Source organism: Teichococcus wenyumeiae, from assembly GCF_003696345.1.
GTDB lineage: Bacteria > Pseudomonadota > Alphaproteobacteria > Acetobacterales > Acetobacteraceae > Pseudoroseomonas > Pseudoroseomonas wenyumeiae.
Map to the genome: position 1 here is coordinate 350,966 of NZ_RFLX01000002.1, position 15,240 is coordinate 366,205.

Consider the following 15,240-nt stretch of genomic DNA (forward strand, 5'->3'; position numbering starts at 1 on the left):
GCTGTCGGGGCCGGCGGGGGAGGCATGCCGCTGCCGCAGCGCAACACAGCGGCATAAGGCAGCGCGATGTGATATGCCATGCCCCCACCATGCCCTTCGATCCGCCCCCCTCCTCCCCTCCCCTCCCCACGCGCGAGGCCGCCGACCGCCGCGCCATCGCCCGCTGGCTGCTGGCGGTGGCCGGCATGGTCTGGATCATGATCGCGCTGGGCGGCGCCACGCGGCTCACCGGCTCGGGCCTGTCCATCATGGAATGGGCGCCGCTTTCCGGCACGCTGCCGCCGCTGTCGCATGCCGAATGGCAGCGGCTCTACGACCTCTACCGCACCATCCCGCAATACGAGCTGGTCAACCGCGGCTTCGGGCTGGAAGGCTTCCAGCGGATCTTCTGGCTGGAATGGACGCACCGGCTCTGGGGCCGGCTGATCGGGCTGGCCTTCCTGCTGCCGCTGGTCTGGTTCTGGGTCCGTGGCCGGGTCCCGGCGGGGCTGAAGGGGCGGCTGGTGGTGCTGTTCCTGCTCGGCGGTGCCCAGGGCGCGGTGGGCTGGTTCATGGTCGCCTCGGGCTTCGAGGCCGACCGCACCACCGTCTCCCCCTACCGGCTGGTGGTGCATCTGGGGCTGGCGCTGCTGCTCTATGCCATGCTCATCTGGACCGCGATGAGCCTCTCGCACCCCCATCGCGACGCCCCGCCCGCCGCCGCGCCGCTGCGCCGGCTGGCGCATCCCGTGGCCGGGCTGGTGGTGCTGGCCATGCTGGCGGGCGGCTTCGTGGCCGGCCTGCGCGCCGGGCTCGACTACAATACCTTCCCGCTGATGGATGGGCGGCTGGTGCCGGCCGGCTATGCCGCGCTCTCCCCCTTCTGGCAGAATTTCACGGCCAATATCGCGGCGGTGCAGTTCAACCACCGCCTGCTGGCCACCCTGGCCGGCATCGGCGCCGTGGCGCTGGCCGTCTGGGGCGCGCGGGCGCTGCCAGCCGGCCGGGCGCGCACCGCGCTGCTGGCGCTGGGCGGGACGGTGGCGCTGCAATATGCCCTCGGCGTCGCCACCCTGCTGCTGGTGGTGCCGGCTTGGCTGGGCACGCTGCACCAGGCCGTGGCGGTGGGCGTGCTGACGGCGGCGCTCGCCAGCCTGCACGCGCTGCGCCGCCCCCGTCCCTCCGGCCCCTGAACGCCATGGCGCAGTCCCCGGATTCGCTGCCGGTCCCGGAACTGCCAGTGGCGGTGGCCGCCTTGGCGGCGGCGCCCATCAGCGTCGTCGTCTTCGACGCCGAGGACCGGCTGCGTTTCGCCAATGCCGAGATGCTGCGCCAGCTCAACATGCCGGCCGATACGGTGCTGATCGGCCGCACGCAGCGGGAGCTCTCGCGGCTGATCGCCTTCCGCGGCCTGCTCGGCCCCGGCGACCCGGAATTGCTGGCCGAGCAGCTGATGCGGGTGGACCGCAGCCGCCCGCACCGCCGCACCGGGCGCCGCGCCGATGGCCGCTGGTTCGACTTCATCTCGGAACCGCTGCCCGGGGGCGGCTTCGTCTCCTATTCCTTCGAGGTCACCCAGCACCGCCGCGCGGAAGAGGAGGCGCTGGAGCGCAACCGGCAGCTTGAGCTGGCGCTGCGCCACCAGCATACCGGCATCGGCCTCTACAACGCCGCGCACCGGCTGGTGCGCCACAACGATGCCTATGAGCTGGTGCTGGGGCTGGTGCCCGGCACGCTGCAGCCGGGCTCGACCATGACGGAAGTGTACCAGCACATGCTGGCGCGGCATGGCGCGGATTCGCCGATCCTGGCCGCTGTCGAGGAGCGCGAGCGGATCGACCGCAGCCGGCCGCATGACGAGATCCGCCCGCTGCCGGATGGCCGCGCCCTGCGCAACATCAGCCGCCCCCTGCCCGATGGCGGCTTCCTGGAGACGGTGGAGGACGTGACGCCGCTGCGCCGGGCGGAGGACGAGGCGCAGCACCGCGCCGCCACCCTGCGCGGCGTGCTGGCGGCGCTGCCCCATGGCGTCTGCGTCTATGACGCCGACCACCGCCTGACCATGGTGAACGAGGCGTACCAGCGCATCCTGAAGGGCGCCGAGCTGAAGGTGGGCGACCACCTGCTGGACATGTGCCGCGCGCGCGAGGCCGCCGGCGAATACGGCCCCGGCGTCACCGGCGAGGAAGTCTACCGCCGCCAGTTCGAGTATACCGGCACCCCCCGCCAGCGCATCCGCCCCGACGGCACCGTGCTCTCGGTGCGCAACGCGCCGCTGCCGGATGGCGGGCATATCAACGTGGTGGCGGATGTGACCGCGCTGCACCAGGCCGAGGCCCAGGCGCAGCAGCGTGCCGACCTGCTGCGCGCCATGCTGGACAACATGCGCCACGGCGTCTGTCTCTTCGACCGCGACCTGCGCGTGGTGGCGCGCAACGACCTGGCGCTGACCCTCAGCGGGCTGCGGGCGGATGAGATGGTGCCCGGCGCGCATCTCGACACGCTGCGGGAGCTGCAGTTCCAGCGCGGCGAATTCGGCACCGGCCCGGCGGCCGAGGCGGCCTACAGGGCGCGCATCCGGTTGATCGATCCGCGGTCGCGGGAGCGCTATACCCGCACCCGCGCCGACGGCACCGTGATCGAGATCAGTTCCGACCCCACGCCGGATGGCGGCTTTGTCCGCACCTATACCGACATCACCGAGGAGCAGCGCATCCGCGCCGAGATGGAGCAGGCGCGGCGGGTGGCGGAGGAAGCCAATTCCGCCAAGACGCGCTTCCTGGCCACCATGAGCCATGAGCTGCGCACGCCGCTGAACGCCGTGATCGGCTTTTCCGAGGCGCTGCTGACCGACGACCGCCTGCCCGAGGAGGCGCTGGAATTCTCCAGCGCCATCCTGGAGGCCGGGCGGCACCTGCTGTCGCTGATCGACGACATCCTGCAGGTGGCGCAGATCGGCAGCGGCGACCTGCCGGTGCAGACCCGCCCACTCTTCCTGCCCAGCGTGCTGGAAAGCGCCGTGCGGTTGGTGCGTGGCGTGGCGGAGGTGGCGCAGGTTTCCCTGACGATGGAATGCGAGGCCGAGCTGCCACGTTGCATGGCGGAGGAACGGCGGCTGCGGCAGGTGCTGCTCAACCTGCTTTCCAATGCCGTGAAGTTCACGCCTGTGGGCGGCGGCGTGCATGTCACCGCCGAAACCCTGCCCGATGGCTGCCTGGGGGTGACGGTGCGCGACACCGGCATCGGCATCGACCCCGAGCAGCTGCCCCGCGCCTTCGAGCCCTTCGTGCAGTTGGAAACCTCGCATGACCGGCGCTACGGTGGTTCCGGCCTCGGCCTTTACCTGGCGCGCGCCTTTGCCCGCGCCATGGGGGGCGAGCTGACGCTGGACAGCGCGCGCGACCAGGGCACCACCGCCCGGCTGCGCCTGCTGCGCGCCCCCGCCCCCATCTCGCAGGAGCAGACCGCATGAGCGCGCTCGACACCACCGACCGGCTGTTCTTCCGCGAACTGGACCCCGGCGCCGCCACCCGCATCCTGGGCGATGCGCTGCATGGCGCCGATGACGGCGAGCTGTTCCTGGAATACCGCGAAAGCGAGGCCATCAGCCTCGACGACGGCCGCATCCGCAGCGCCAGCTTCGACACCACGCGCGGCTTCGGCCTGCGCGCCGTGGCGGGAGAGGCCGCCGGCTATGCCCATGGCGGCGAGATCTCGGAAGCCGCGCTGAAGCGGGCGGCGGAGACGGTGCGCGCCATCTCCTCCGGTGCCTCCGGCACGCTGGCCGTGGCGCCGCGCGCCACCAATGCGCGGCTCTATGTGCCGGACAACCCGCTGCCGGTCATGGACTTCGCCGCCAAGACGGCGCTGCTGGCCGCCATCGACGCCCATGCCCGCGCCCGCGACCCGCGCGTGACGCAGGTGATGGCCAGCCTGACCGGCGAATGGCAGGCGGTGCAGATCCTGCGCGCCGATGGCACCCGCGTGGCCGACCTGCGCCCGCTGGTGCGGCTGAATGTCGCCGTGGTGGTGGAAAGCGACGGCCGGCGCGAGACCGGCAGCCATGGCCTGGGCGGCCGCTTCGCCTATGACCAGATCACTTCCGAAGCGCAGTGGAAGGACGCGGTGGAAAAGGCGCTGCGCCAGGCGCTGATCAACCTCGACGCCGTGCCCGCGCCCGCCGGCGAGATGGAAGTGGTGCTCGGCCCCGGCTGGCCCGGCATCCTGCTGCACGAAGCCATCGGCCATGGGCTGGAAGGCGACTTCAACCGCAAGAAGACCTCTGCCTTCGCCGGCCTGCTGGGACAGCGCATCGCGGCGCCGGGCGTGACGGTGGTGGATGACGGCACCCTGCCCGACCGCCGCGGCAGCCTGACCGTGGATGACGAGGGCACGCCCAGCGGCCGCACCGTCATGATCGAGGACGGCATCCTGAAGGGCTTCATCCAGGACCGACAGAACGCGCGGCTGATGGGCGTGAACCCCACCGGCAATGGCCGCCGCCAGAGCCATGCCCATGCGCCCATGCCGCGCATGACCAATACCGTGATGCTGGCGGGCCAGCATTCGCCGGAGGAGATCCTTTCCACCGTCAAGCGCGGCATCTATGCCGTGAACTTCGGTGGCGGGCAGGTGGATATCACCTCCGGCAAGTTCGTCTTCTCGGCCTCCGAGGCCTACCTGGTGGAGAACGGCAAGGTCGGCGCCCCGGTGAAGGGCGCGACGCTGATCGGCTCCGGCGCCGATGCGCTGACCAAGGTCTCCATGATCGGCCATGACGTGGCGCTGGACCCCGGCATCGGCACCTGCGGCAAGCAGGGCCAGGGCGTGCCGGTGGGCGTGGGCCAGCCGACATTGAAGCTCAATGGCCTGACGGTCGGCGGCACCGCCGTCTGATGCGCCTGGCGCGGCCGGAGGAAGCCCCTGCCCTGGCCGCGCTGGTGGAGCGTGCCTACGCCCCCTACGTGCCCCTCATCGGCATCCGCCCCTTGCCGATGGAGGACGACTACCCCGCCCGCATCGCCGCCGGGCAGGCCTGGGTGCTGGAGGAGGATGGCGGCATCCTCGGCCTGCTGGTGCTGGAAGAGGCGCCGGACCACCTCTGGCTGGACAACATCGCCGTGGAGCCCACCCGGCACGGCGCCGGCATCGGCCGCCGGCTGATGGATTTCGTCTTCGCCGAGGCCATCCGGCGCGGCAAGCCCGAGGTGCGGCTGATGACCAATGAGAAGATGGCCCGCAACATCGGCATCTATCAGCGCCTCGGCTTCACCGAATACGGGCGGCGGGAGAAGCTGGGGCGCCGCGCGGTGCTGATGCGCCGGCCCATGGGGTGAGGCTCGCCGCGCGGTGACTTGTGCCCCCCCGGATTGCCGATAGCCTGGGCCGGCTGGAAACAGCCAATCCGGAGGAAACGGCGAACATGACGACGCTTTCGCGAAGAACAAGCGCGTACCTTCTGCCTACCCTGCTTCTATGTTCCCTGACACAGCCCACGCGGGCCGAGGTCTCGCGCTTCGAGATCACCGCCCGCCAGGAAGCGGCGCTGGAAGGCCGCAGCTTCGGCGCGCGCGGCACGGCGGAAAAGATCACCGCCCGCGCCACCATCGCGCTCGACCCCGCCGATCCCGCCAATGCGGTGATCGTCGATCTCGACCGCGCGCCGCGCAATGCGCAGGGCAAGGTGGAGGCCACCACCGATGTGGTGATCCTGCGCCCGCAGCACCCCAACGGCACGCTGCTCTTCGAGGTGGTGAACCGTGGCCGCAAGCTGCTGAACAGCTGGGCGCAGGATGGCGACAGCGCCGCCGGCAGCCGGCTGGAACAGGCCGCCGACATGGGCAACGGCTTCCTGCTGGAACAAGGCTATACGCTCGTCTGGGCCGGCTGGCAGGCCGATGCGCCGAATGATGCCCATATGCTGCGCATCGCCGTGCCCAACGTGCCTGGCATCACCGGGCCGTCGCGCGAGGAATGGAGCTTCGGCGACAAGCCCGGCCCCTACCGCGTCACGCTGAGCTACCCGGTGGCCGACCGCAACTCGGCCCGGCTGACCCTGCGCGCCCGCACCGACGAGCCGCGCCGCACGGAAGACGGCCTGGCGCTGCGCTTCATCGATGATTCCACCATCGAGATCACCGCCCCCGCCAATACCAAACCCGACACGATCTTCGAGCTGACCTATACCGCCCGCGACCCGCGCGTGATGGGCATGGGGCTGGCGGCGATCCGCGATGTCTCGGCCTTTCTCCGCCGCGACACCAGCGCGCGGAACCCGCTGGCGGCGGATGGCCGCAGTACGGTGGACCGCGCCATCGGCCTCGGCATTTCGCAATCCGGCCGCGCGCTGCGGGATTTCCTGTATTTCGGCCTCAACCGCGATGAAGCGGGCCGCGTGGTCTTCGAGGGCCTGATGCCGATCATCCCCGGCGCGCGCGGCTCCTTCACCAATGCCCGCTTCGCGCAGCCGGGCCGCAATCCGGGCCCGGAATTCGACCGCCTCTATCCCGTCGGCCAGTTTCCCTTCACCTACGAGGTCACCGAGGATGCGCTGAACGGCCGGCGCGACGGGCTGCTGCTGCGCTGCCGCACCAGCAACACTTGCCCACGCGTCATGCAGATGGATTCGGAATTCGAGTTCTGGGGCTCGCTGGGCAGCCTCAATGTCACCGACACGCGCGGCCAGCATATCGACCTGCCGCCGGAAGTGCGGCTCTACCTGCTGTCCGGCGCGCCGCACGGCAACCCGGCCAATGCGGTGGCCCGCCCCAGCCCGGCCTGCACCATGCCGCTGAACCCGATCAACGGCGGCCCCGCCCTGCGCGCCCTGCTGGTGGCCATGGAACGCTGGGTGCGGGAAGGCGTGGAGCCGCCCGGCAGCCGCTATCCCAGCCGGGCGCAGGGCACGCTGGTCACGGCCGGCCAGGTCTACCCGCCCATCCCGGACCTTCCCTACAACCAGCAGCACGTGCAGGCCTTCTGGGTGCAGCAGCCGGTGGAGGACAGCGACCCGGTGCCGCAGGTGCGTGGCGAATACCCGCTGTTCCTGCCGCGCGCCGGACTGGACGGCAATGCCATCGCCGGCATCCGCCTGCCGATCATCGACGCGCCGCGCGCCACCTATGTCGGCTGGAACGCGCAGACCGGTGCCAGGGGGCCGCAGGAGATCTGCACCCAGTCCGGCGGCGTGGTGCCCTTCGCCGCCACGAAGGCGGAGCGGCAGGCCAAGGGCGACCCGCGCCCGTCGCTGGAGGAACTCTATCTGACGCCCGCCGCATACCATGATGCGGTGCGGGCTTCCGCCGAGCGGCTGGTGGCGGAGCGGCTGCTCCTGCCCGCCGATGCGGAAGCGGCGCTGCAGGCGGCGCGCGAGGGCACGCTGGCCCGCCTCGGCCAGTAAGGCATGACGGGCTGGAGGGACAGGCGCCCTCCGGCCCCCGGCATCACTGCGGGCCGAGCGCCTCGACCAGCGGGCGGAGCTGCTCCAGCTCCGCATCCGTCAGGTCGGAGATCGGCGCGCGCACTGGCCCCGCCCCGCGCCCGACGATGCTGGCGCCGGCCTTGACGATGGAGACCGCATAGCCCGGTTGGCGGTTGCGGATCTTGAGGTAGGGGAAGAAGAAGTCGCGCAGCAGGCGGTCCACCGTGGCGGTGTCGCCGGTGGTGACGGCCTTGTAGAATTCCATCGCCGTGCGCGGGATGAAATTGAACACCGCCGAGGAATAGGTCGGCACGCCCATGGCGAGATAGGCGGCGGCGTAGACCTCCGCCGTCGGCAACCCGCCAAGATAGGTCAGGCGGTCGCCAAGGCCGTTATAGACAGAGACCATCGCCTCGATATCGCCCACGCCGTCCTTGAAGCCGATCAGGTTGGGGCATTCATCGGCCACGGCCTGCAGGGTCGCGGCCGAGACTTTGCAGTTGGCGCGGTTGTAGACGATCACGCCCAGCGACGTGGCCTTGCAGACGGCGGCGATATGCGCGCGCAGCCCGGCCTGGGAGGTTTCGGTCAGGTAGGGCGGCATCAGCAGGATGCCGGCGGCGCCGAGGCGCTCGGCCTCCTTCGCATATTCGATGGCGGTGCGGGTGCCATAGCCGGCGCCCGCCACGATCGGCACCTGCCCGCCGGAGCCGGCGATGGCGGTGCGCACCACATCCGAATATTCCCGCGGCGTCAGCGAGAAGAACTCGCCCGTACCACCCGCCGCGAAGAGCGTGGCGGTGCCATAGGGCGCCAGCCATTCCAGCCGCGCGCGGTAGCCCTTCTCGTCGAAATCGCCGGCGGCATCGAAATCCGTGACGGGAAAGGACAAGAGGCCGGTCGGCAGGGCGGCCTTCAGGTCCTCGGGGCTGAACTGCTGGGTGGACATGCGTGTGCTTTCCTGGCTGACGCTGATTTGTCAGTTGTCATACAAGTTGATCTGGGGCGCCGCAAGCCTTGCCCAACCCTTCCAGCGCCACCCGCAGCCGCTCCCGGCTCAGGGTCAGATGCAGGCGCATGGCAGCCCGCGCGCCCTCGGCATCGGTGCGGCGGATGGCGTCGAGGATATTGCCATGCTCCACCTGCAACAGCCGCAGATAGGCCAGCCGGGCCTCGGCATCGTCCTTGAACAGGTCGATCCTGGCGCGTGGCAGCAGCCCCGCGCCCAGGCTGCCGAGCAGCGAGCCGAAATAGGCATTGCCGGAAAGCCGCGCCACGCACAGGTGGAATTCCCGGTCATGCACCGCCGATTGCGCCGGGTCGTCGATGCTGGCCTCGAAATCCTCTGCGATGCGCGTCAGCGTGGCCAGCCCCGCCTCGTCCCGCCGCTGCGCCGCCAGGGAAGCCGCCTCGGCCTCCAGCGCGATGCGAATCTCCATCAGCGCCAGCATGTCCCCCGCCGCATCGGCTTCCGAAGGATGCAGGCGATAGGCCAGGGTTCCCGGCACCGGCTGCTCCAGCACAAAAGCGCCGCGCCCCTGCTGCGTCGCCAGGCGGCCGGCGGCGCGCAGGCTGGACATCGCCTCCCGCACCACGGTGCGGCTGACGCCGTAGCGGGCCATCAGCTCCCGCTCGGTGGGCAGCCGGTCGCCGGGGCGCAGCTCGCCTTGGGTGATGCGGGCATCGAGGTCGCGCGTCACCTGCTCGGACAGGCTCAGGCGGCGCGGGTCGCGCAGGGGGTGCAGGCTCAGGCCAGTGGGATCGGCGGTCGGTGGCATGAGGCGACACTTGCACAACCGGCAGCACAGGACTATCACCAACAGCAAAATTGGTCTGACAACAGACGACATGACCGGCGGATGAACCGCCGGTGAGGAACGGAAACAGGAGAGAGCCCGGCATGGACAGCCCGCGTGCCGCCATCGCGCCCCTGGGCGCCGCCCCGTGAGATACGAACTCGATTTCTCTGCCCTCGCCGACTACTGGCCGGACTTCCTGCACGGCGCCATCGTCACGCTGCAGCTCACGGCCATCGCCACGGTCCTCGGCATGGCCATCGGTACACTATGTGCCATCGGCAGCCGCTCGAAGCGGCGCTGGCTTTCCCGCGCGGTCGGTATCTATGTCGAGATCGTCCGCAACACGCCTTTCCTGATCCAGATCTTCTTTCTCTATTTCGGCCTCGCCAGCGCGGGCATCCGGCTGCCGGTCTTCACCGCCGCCGTCATCGCCATGGTCTTCAATGTCGCCGCCTATTGCTCGGAAATCATCCGCGCCGGCATGGACACGGTGCATCCCGGGCAGATCGAGGCGGCGCAGTCGCTCGGCATGTCCACGCCCACCATCTACTGGGATGTCATCCTCCGCCCGGCCATCGAGCGCGTCTATCCCGCGCTGACCGGGCAGTTCGTGCTGATGATGCTCTCCTCCTCCGTCGCCTCGCAGATCTCGACGGAGGAGCTGACGGCGGTGGCCAACAACGTCCAGTCCTTCACCTTCCGCTCCTTCGAGACCTTCGTGGCCATCGCGCCGATGTATCTGGCGCTGGCGGGGCTGCTGAAGCTGGGCTTCTGGCTGTTTGGCCTCGTCGCCTTCCCCCGCCGCCGCCGCCTCGGCACCGCGCTCTAGGGGCCGCACAGATGGATATCGTCTTCAACTGGAGCTACTTCGGCTACCTGCTTTACGGCGCCATGTGGACGCTGGTGCTCTCCGCCCTGGCCTTCGTGCTGGGCGGCGCCGCCGGCTTCCTGGTGATGCTGGCGCGCACCGCGCGCTCCCGCCTCATCCGCCAGATCTCGCTGGTCTATGTCGAGGTCATCCAGGGCACGCCGCTGCTGGTGCTGCTGTTCATCGCCTATTTCGGCCTGGGCATCTTCGGCATCGAGGTGCCGCCGCTGGTGGCCGCGGCGCTGTCCCTGATGATCAATGCCAGCGCCTTCCTGGGCGAGATCTGGAAGGGCTGTGTCGAGGCCGTGCCGCGCACGCAGCGAGAGGCCGCCGAATGCCTGGCGCTGACCCGCTGGCAGGCCTTTGTCGATGTGATCCTGCCGCAGGCCGCACGCATCGCCACGCCGCCGACCGTCGGCTTCATGGTGCAGATGCTGAAGAACACCTCCCTCGCCTCCGTGGTCGGCTTCGTGGAACTGACGCGGGCGGCGCAGGTGATCAACAACTCCACCATCCAGCCCTTCCTGGTCTTCGGCATCGCCGGCGCCATGTACTTCATCCTCTGCTACCCGCTGACGGCGTGGAGCCGCTCGTTGGAAAGGACGCTCAATGTCGGCCGCCGCTAACGACACCTTCCCCCGCCCCGCCGCCACCGCGCCCGCCGTCAGCCTGCGCGAGGTGCGCAAGAGCTACGGCCCGCTGGAAGTGCTGAAGGGCGTTTCCTTCGACGTGGCGCCGGGCGAGGTGGTGGCGGTGATCGGCGCCAGCGGTTCCGGAAAATCCACTGCGCTGCGCTGCATCAACGGGCTGGAGAGCATCCAGGGCGGCAGCATCGAGGTCTGCGGCCACCATGTCGGCACGCATCTCTCGGAAGCCGGGCTGCGCGCGCTGCGCCAGGATGTCGGCATCGTCTTCCAGAGCTACAATCTCTTCCCGCACCTGACCGTCGAGCAGAATGTCACGCTCGCCCCGCGCCGCGTGAAGCGCATGGGCAACAGCGCGGCGCGGGAGCTGGCGCGGGACTGCCTCGCCCAGGTGGGGCTGGCCGAGAAGGCCGATGCCTATCCCGAGCAACTCTCCGGCGGCCAGCAGCAGCGCGTCGCCATCGCGCGCTCGCTGGCCATGCAGCCCAAGGTGATGCTGTTCGACGAGGTGACCTCCGCGCTCGACCCGCATCTGACCGGCGAGGTGCTGCGCGTGATGGAGAAGCTGGCGCGCGACGGCATGACCATGATCACCGTGACGCATGAAATGGGCTTCGCGCGGCGCGTGGCCAACCGCACCATCTTCATGCGCAACGGACTGGTCTGGGAAGTGGGCGGCGCCGAGATGTTCGCCCAGCCGCGCACGCCGGAGCTGCGGGACTTCCTGGGCCACGAGCTTTAGCCCGGTTCAAGAAACACAAGAGGGAAACAACAGGAATGACCATCACGCTCAACCGCCGCACGTTGCTCGCCGGCGCTGCCGGGTTCGGTGCCGCCGGGCTGGTCGCGCTGCCGGCGCAGGCCGACAGCCTCGACGACATCAAGAAGAACAAGAAGGTCCGCATCGCCGTCGCGATGGGCATTCCGCTCTTCGCCTATATGGATGCCGGCCTCAACCCGACCGGCTCGGATGTCGAGACGGCGCGGCTGATCGCCAAGGCGCTCGGTGCCGAGCTGGAGCTGGTGCAGATCACCAATGCCGCCCGCGTGCCCACGGTGCAGACGCGCAAGGCCGATATCCTGATCGGCAGCCTCGCCATCACGCCGGAGCGCAAGCGGGCCATCGACTTCACCATTCCCTATGCCACGCTCGACATCATCGTCGCCGGCGTGCCCAGCTTGGCGGTGAAGGAATACAAGGACCTGATCGGCAAGCGCATCGGCGTGACGCGCGCCACGGTCAATGACGTGATGGTGACGCAGAATGCCCGCGGCGCCGAGATCGTGCGCTTCGAGGATGACGCGACGCTGATCACCGCCGTGGTGTCGGGCCAGCTCGACCTCGTCTCCACCCAGACCGCCGTGCTGGCCAGCATGAACGAGAAGCGGCCGAACAACCGGCTGGACGTGAAGTTCGTGCAGCAGGAACTCAACCTCGGCATGGCGCTGCCGAAGGGCGAGGAGCCGCTGAAGGCCTGGCTGAACGACTGGATCCGCACCGCCTTCAACAGCGGCGAACTGAACACGATGTTCAAGAAGTTCCACGACCGCGACCTGCCGAAGGACCTCATTAACCGCGAGACCTGAGCGGCGGAGGCGGCCGGGCACATGAAAAGGGCGGGCTCCCATCCGGGGGCCCGCCCTTTGTCATGGCCGGAAGCCGGGTTCAGCCAAAGGCCCAGCTGCGGCCGAAGATCAGCGAGACGATGAACAGCACCAGGAAGATCACGAAGAGGATCTTGGCGATGCCGCTGGCGGCGGAAGCGATGCCGGTGAAGCCGAGCACGCCGGCGACCAAGGCGATGACCAGGAAAATCAGCGTCCAGTAGAGCATGGCTGGAAATCCTCGAAGGGCGGGGTTGAGGTGGGTCGTCTTCTCAGGCGCGGCCGCCGCAGCGGATGGAAGGGCGCAGCGCATCGAGCGCCACCCCATGACGTCGCTGGATTCGTCCCAGGAGGCGGTCGCGCCGCCCCCTGCGGATGATGGCCTCATCGGCCAGAAGACAGCCCCAGCCTTCCCTCATCATGCCGGTGAACTGTTTCCAGTTTCCGGCCATGCGGTCCCGGGTCATCCGTCCTCTCCTCACGCCTCATCCATCCGGCGGCGCCGGTGGCTGCGATGGGTGAGGAACGTGACGGATGACACCCTGGTTTCAGCTTGGTGCCGTTACTCGATCGGGACGGTGGAAGACACCGCCTGATAGGTCGCGATCGCCAGCGCCAGCGGCTCGAAGGGCTTGGAGATCACGAAGGCGGGTTCCACCTGCTCCGCCGTCAGCAGCCGTTCCGGATAGGCGGTGACAAAGATCACCGGCACCTTCAGCTGCTCCTGGATGCGGCCCACGGCGGTGATGCCGTCGCCGCCCGCGCCCAGGTTCACGTCGGCCAGGATCAGCCCCGGCCGCTTGCTGGCCGCCAGGCGCACCGCCTGCGCCTCGGTGGCGGCCACGCCGACCACGCGGTGGCCACAGGATTCCACCAGCTGCCGCACGTCCATGGCGATGATCGGCTCATCCTCGATCACCAGCACGTCGGTGGCGGCGGCGGAGCGCAGCGCGGCGCGAGCTTCCTCCAGCTCCGTCTCGGCGACATCGGTGGGAATGCCGATGACCTGCCCGGCCTCGCTGACAGAAAGCTCCTCCAGCGCCGTCAGCAGCAGCAGCTGCCGGTGGCGCGCGCCCAGCACGGCGCCGGCTGGCGGCGCCGCCGGCGGCGGGGCGATGCGGGTGACGCCGGCATAAAGCGCCAGCCGCGCGGAAAGGCCTTCGGGAAGGCCATTGCGCAGCGCCTGCCCCACCAGCGCGTCGCCGGCCGCCTGGCTGCCGGTCAGCGCGCGGGCATAGCGGCGGGCGGCTGGCAGGCTGCGCAGCAGATCGGCCTGGGTTACGGCATTCATATGGTGGCCCTCGTATCAGTGCTTTGTTTCGGCATGCTCTTGGGTCGCGGGGCGGTGGTCGCTAAGAGAGTGCGCAGATCATGACCCATCCGCCAGAGTCTGTCCGTACTTCCCTGCCCGCCCTGCTGCCGGACCTGCGTGCCTTCGCCCGCTTCCTGGCGCGTGACGCCGCCCTGGCCGACGACCTGGTGCAGGAAGCGGTGCTGCGCGCCCTTCGGGCAGAAATGCAGTGGATTCCTGGAACCAGCCTGCGGGCTTGGGTGTTTCATATCCTGAGGAACGTGTTCCTGGAGCAGATTCGCCGCCGCGGCACCGAGCGCCGCGCGCTGGAGCGGATGCCCGATCCGGGAGAAAGCGGTGTGCCGCAGGAGGACCACGGGGAACTGGAGGACCTCGGCCGTGCCTTGCAGGCCCTGCCACTGCCGCAGCGGGAGGCGCTGATCCTGGTGGGGGCGCATGGCCTGTCGCACGAGGAAGCGGCCGTCATCTGCGCCGTGCCGGTGGGCACGGTGAAAGCCAGGGTGTCGCGGGCCCGTGCGGCGCTGGCACGCAACTTTCCGCATCGCGCCATATAGGCGCGGCGCATTGCCGGAGCTTGGCCGGGTTCGGAGGGCGAGGTGGAGAAAGCGCATGGATCCACGTCGCCAATGGCCGGGTCCGGGGCATGGTTACATGCTTTGCTCGCATATCTGCCATGCGTTCGCATGAAGGATTCCACGCAACCGTCTTAACCGCTGGGTCATTGGTCGAGCATGCAAGGCCATGACAAGGACATCCATTCCGTGAGCAAGTCCGAGACCGCAGAAGCCGTCCTGAACGTGGCGGAAGGCCCCAGCTTCCACGAACAGCTTGTTGCCCTGCTGCCGCGGCTGCGGGTGCAGGCGGTGTCGATGACCCGCAACCGCGCCGACGCCGACGATCTGGTGCAGGCGGCGGTCAGCAACGCCCTGGCCGCCCAGGCCAGCTTCACGCCCGGCACCAACTTCGGCGCCTGGATGTTCCGCATCCTGCGCAACCGCTTCCTGTCCGACATCCGTCGCAAGCGTGACACCTGCGACATGGACAACGCGCCGGCCGAGGCGCTGGCGCGCCCCGCCGCGCAGGAAGACAGCCTGGCCCTGCGCGAGCTGCGCATGCGCCTGGCCGACCTGCCGGAAGACCACCGCACTGCCCTGATGCTCGTGACCGTGCAGGGCATGTCCTATGAGGAAGCGGCCGAGGTGATGGGCTGCGCGGTCGGCACGGCCAAGTGCCGCGTCTTCCGCGCCCGCCGTCAGCTGGAAGCCTGGCTGGTTGGCGAGGAGCCGAAGGCGAAGCGCGGAACGGCTCAGGCCCAGGCTGGCGAGACCACCCGCCGTGGTGCTACAAGCCGCAAAACGATCTCAAAGGCCAGCGGGCAGGCACTGCACCTGGGAAGCTGATGGACGAACAGGCGGACAAGCGCGTGTTGGCGGAGGAGGGCGAAGAGCCCTCCGACCGTCCGAAGGAGGGGCGCGCCCGGAAGGGCACCCCTGATGCCGCCTTCGATCTGTGGCTGCAACGCGGCCTGCATGCCATGTATGATGACATCGCCCGCGAACCCATTCCCGAAGAGCTGCTCCGGTTGATTGAGCAGGACCGGACGAAGTGAACCC

Annotated in this window: 17 protein-coding genes; 12 read left to right on the top strand and 5 right to left on the bottom strand. The window is 69.4% G+C overall.

Features of this window, described 5'->3' with window-relative positions; all coding sequences use genetic code 11:
* Positions 1-89 precede the first annotated feature (89 nt).
* The 5 genes from EBE87_RS04660 to EBE87_RS04680 all read left to right on the top strand — a co-directional run bounded on the left by EBE87_RS04660 (position 90) and on the right by EBE87_RS04680 (position 7,378).
* Positions 90-1,172, top strand: a complete 1,083-nt coding sequence (locus tag EBE87_RS04660) for a COX15/CtaA family protein (protein WP_122139904.1) — start codon at positions 90-92, stop codon at positions 1,170-1,172.
* Between the two features lie 5 nt (positions 1,173-1,177).
* A complete protein-coding gene (locus EBE87_RS04665; RefSeq protein ID WP_120638191.1) occupies positions 1,178-3,451 on the top strand; it encodes a sensor histidine kinase in 2,274 nt (757 codons plus the stop codon).
* Positions 3,448-4,875, top strand: coding sequence for a metalloprotease TldD (tldD, locus tag EBE87_RS04670; RefSeq protein WP_120638190.1), 1,428 nt, complete (start codon positions 3,448-3,450; stop codon positions 4,873-4,875). The genes EBE87_RS04665 and tldD overlap by 4 nt, the downstream gene beginning before the upstream one ends.
* Positions 4,875-5,315, top strand: a complete 441-nt coding sequence (locus EBE87_RS04675) for a GNAT family N-acetyltransferase (protein ID WP_120638189.1) — start codon at positions 4,875-4,877, stop codon at positions 5,313-5,315. The genes tldD and EBE87_RS04675 overlap by 1 nt, the downstream gene beginning before the upstream one ends.
* 86 nt (positions 5,316-5,401) lie before the next feature.
* Complete coding sequence (locus EBE87_RS04680; protein WP_199707331.1) at positions 5,402-7,378, top strand: alpha/beta hydrolase domain-containing protein; 1,977 nt, start codon at positions 5,402-5,404, stop codon at positions 7,376-7,378.
* A 43-nt stretch (positions 7,379-7,421) separates the two neighbouring features.
* On the opposite strand, the gene kdgD is transcribed toward EBE87_RS04680, so the two are convergent.
* On the bottom strand, positions 7,422-8,348 hold the full coding sequence (gene kdgD, locus EBE87_RS04685) for a 5-dehydro-4-deoxyglucarate dehydratase (RefSeq protein ID WP_120638188.1): 927 nt from the start codon (positions 8,346-8,348) through the stop codon (positions 7,422-7,424).
* Positions 8,349-8,385: 37 nt separating this feature from the next.
* Positions 8,386-9,177, bottom strand: a complete 792-nt coding sequence (locus tag EBE87_RS04690; RefSeq protein WP_120638187.1) for a FadR/GntR family transcriptional regulator — start codon at positions 9,175-9,177, stop codon at positions 8,386-8,388.
* Positions 9,178-9,343: 166 nt separating this feature from the next.
* Between EBE87_RS04690 and EBE87_RS04695 the strand changes: the two genes are divergently transcribed.
* From EBE87_RS04695 to EBE87_RS04710, 4 genes are read left to right on the top strand one after another with little or no spacing between them, the layout of a single operon-like run.
* Positions 9,344-10,027: an amino acid ABC transporter permease gene (locus EBE87_RS04695; RefSeq protein ID WP_120638186.1), complete on the top strand. Its 684-nt coding sequence runs from the start codon at positions 9,344-9,346 to the stop codon at positions 10,025-10,027.
* 11 nt (positions 10,028-10,038) lie between these two features.
* Positions 10,039-10,692 (top strand): amino acid ABC transporter permease, encoded by a 654-nt coding sequence (locus EBE87_RS04700; RefSeq protein ID WP_120638185.1) that lies wholly within the window; start codon positions 10,039-10,041, stop codon positions 10,690-10,692.
* Positions 10,676-11,452 carry an amino acid ABC transporter ATP-binding protein gene (locus EBE87_RS04705; protein WP_120638184.1) on the top strand — a complete coding sequence of 259 codons (777 nt, stop codon included), beginning with the start codon at positions 10,676-10,678 and terminating at the stop codon, positions 11,450-11,452. The genes EBE87_RS04700 and EBE87_RS04705 overlap by 17 nt, the downstream gene beginning before the upstream one ends.
* Positions 11,453-11,487: 35 nt before the next feature.
* Positions 11,488-12,297 (top strand): transporter substrate-binding domain-containing protein, encoded by an 810-nt coding sequence (locus tag EBE87_RS04710; RefSeq protein ID WP_120638183.1) that lies wholly within the window; start codon positions 11,488-11,490, stop codon positions 12,295-12,297.
* Positions 12,298-12,376: 79 nt separating this feature from the next.
* On the opposite strand, the gene EBE87_RS04715 is transcribed toward EBE87_RS04710, so the two are convergent.
* The 3 genes from EBE87_RS04715 to EBE87_RS04725 all read right to left on the bottom strand — a co-directional run bounded on the left by EBE87_RS04715 (position 12,377) and on the right by EBE87_RS04725 (position 13,606).
* Entirely contained in the window at positions 12,377-12,544 is a 168-nt protein-coding gene (locus EBE87_RS04715) for a DUF1328 domain-containing protein (protein ID WP_120638182.1), read from the bottom strand.
* Between the two features lie 43 nt (positions 12,545-12,587).
* On the bottom strand, positions 12,588-12,782 hold the full coding sequence (locus EBE87_RS04720) for a CsbD family protein (protein ID WP_120638181.1): 195 nt from the start codon (positions 12,780-12,782) through the stop codon (positions 12,588-12,590).
* A gap of 95 nt (positions 12,783-12,877) precedes the next feature.
* On the bottom strand, positions 12,878-13,606 hold the full coding sequence (locus EBE87_RS04725) for a PhyR family response regulator anti-anti-sigma factor (RefSeq protein WP_120638180.1): 729 nt from the start codon (positions 13,604-13,606) through the stop codon (positions 12,878-12,880).
* Between the two features lie 80 nt (positions 13,607-13,686).
* On the opposite strand from EBE87_RS04725, the gene EBE87_RS04730 reads away from it, so the two are divergent.
* The 3 genes from EBE87_RS04730 (at position 13,687) to EBE87_RS04740 (ending at position 15,236) form a co-directional block, all read left to right on the top strand.
* Positions 13,687-14,181: a sigma-70 family RNA polymerase sigma factor gene (locus EBE87_RS04730; protein WP_199707329.1), complete on the top strand. Its 495-nt coding sequence runs from the start codon at positions 13,687-13,689 to the stop codon at positions 14,179-14,181.
* A gap of 315 nt (positions 14,182-14,496) precedes the next feature.
* The gene (locus EBE87_RS04735; protein ID WP_233553183.1) at positions 14,497-15,027 is read left to right on the top strand and encodes a sigma-70 family RNA polymerase sigma factor; all 531 of its coding nucleotides are present in this window, start codon (positions 14,497-14,499) and stop codon (positions 15,025-15,027) included.
* On the top strand, positions 15,027-15,236 hold the full coding sequence (locus tag EBE87_RS04740) for a NepR family anti-sigma factor (protein ID WP_120638178.1): 210 nt from the start codon (positions 15,027-15,029) through the stop codon (positions 15,234-15,236). The genes EBE87_RS04735 and EBE87_RS04740 overlap by 1 nt, the downstream gene beginning before the upstream one ends.
* Positions 15,237-15,240 lie beyond the last annotated feature (4 nt).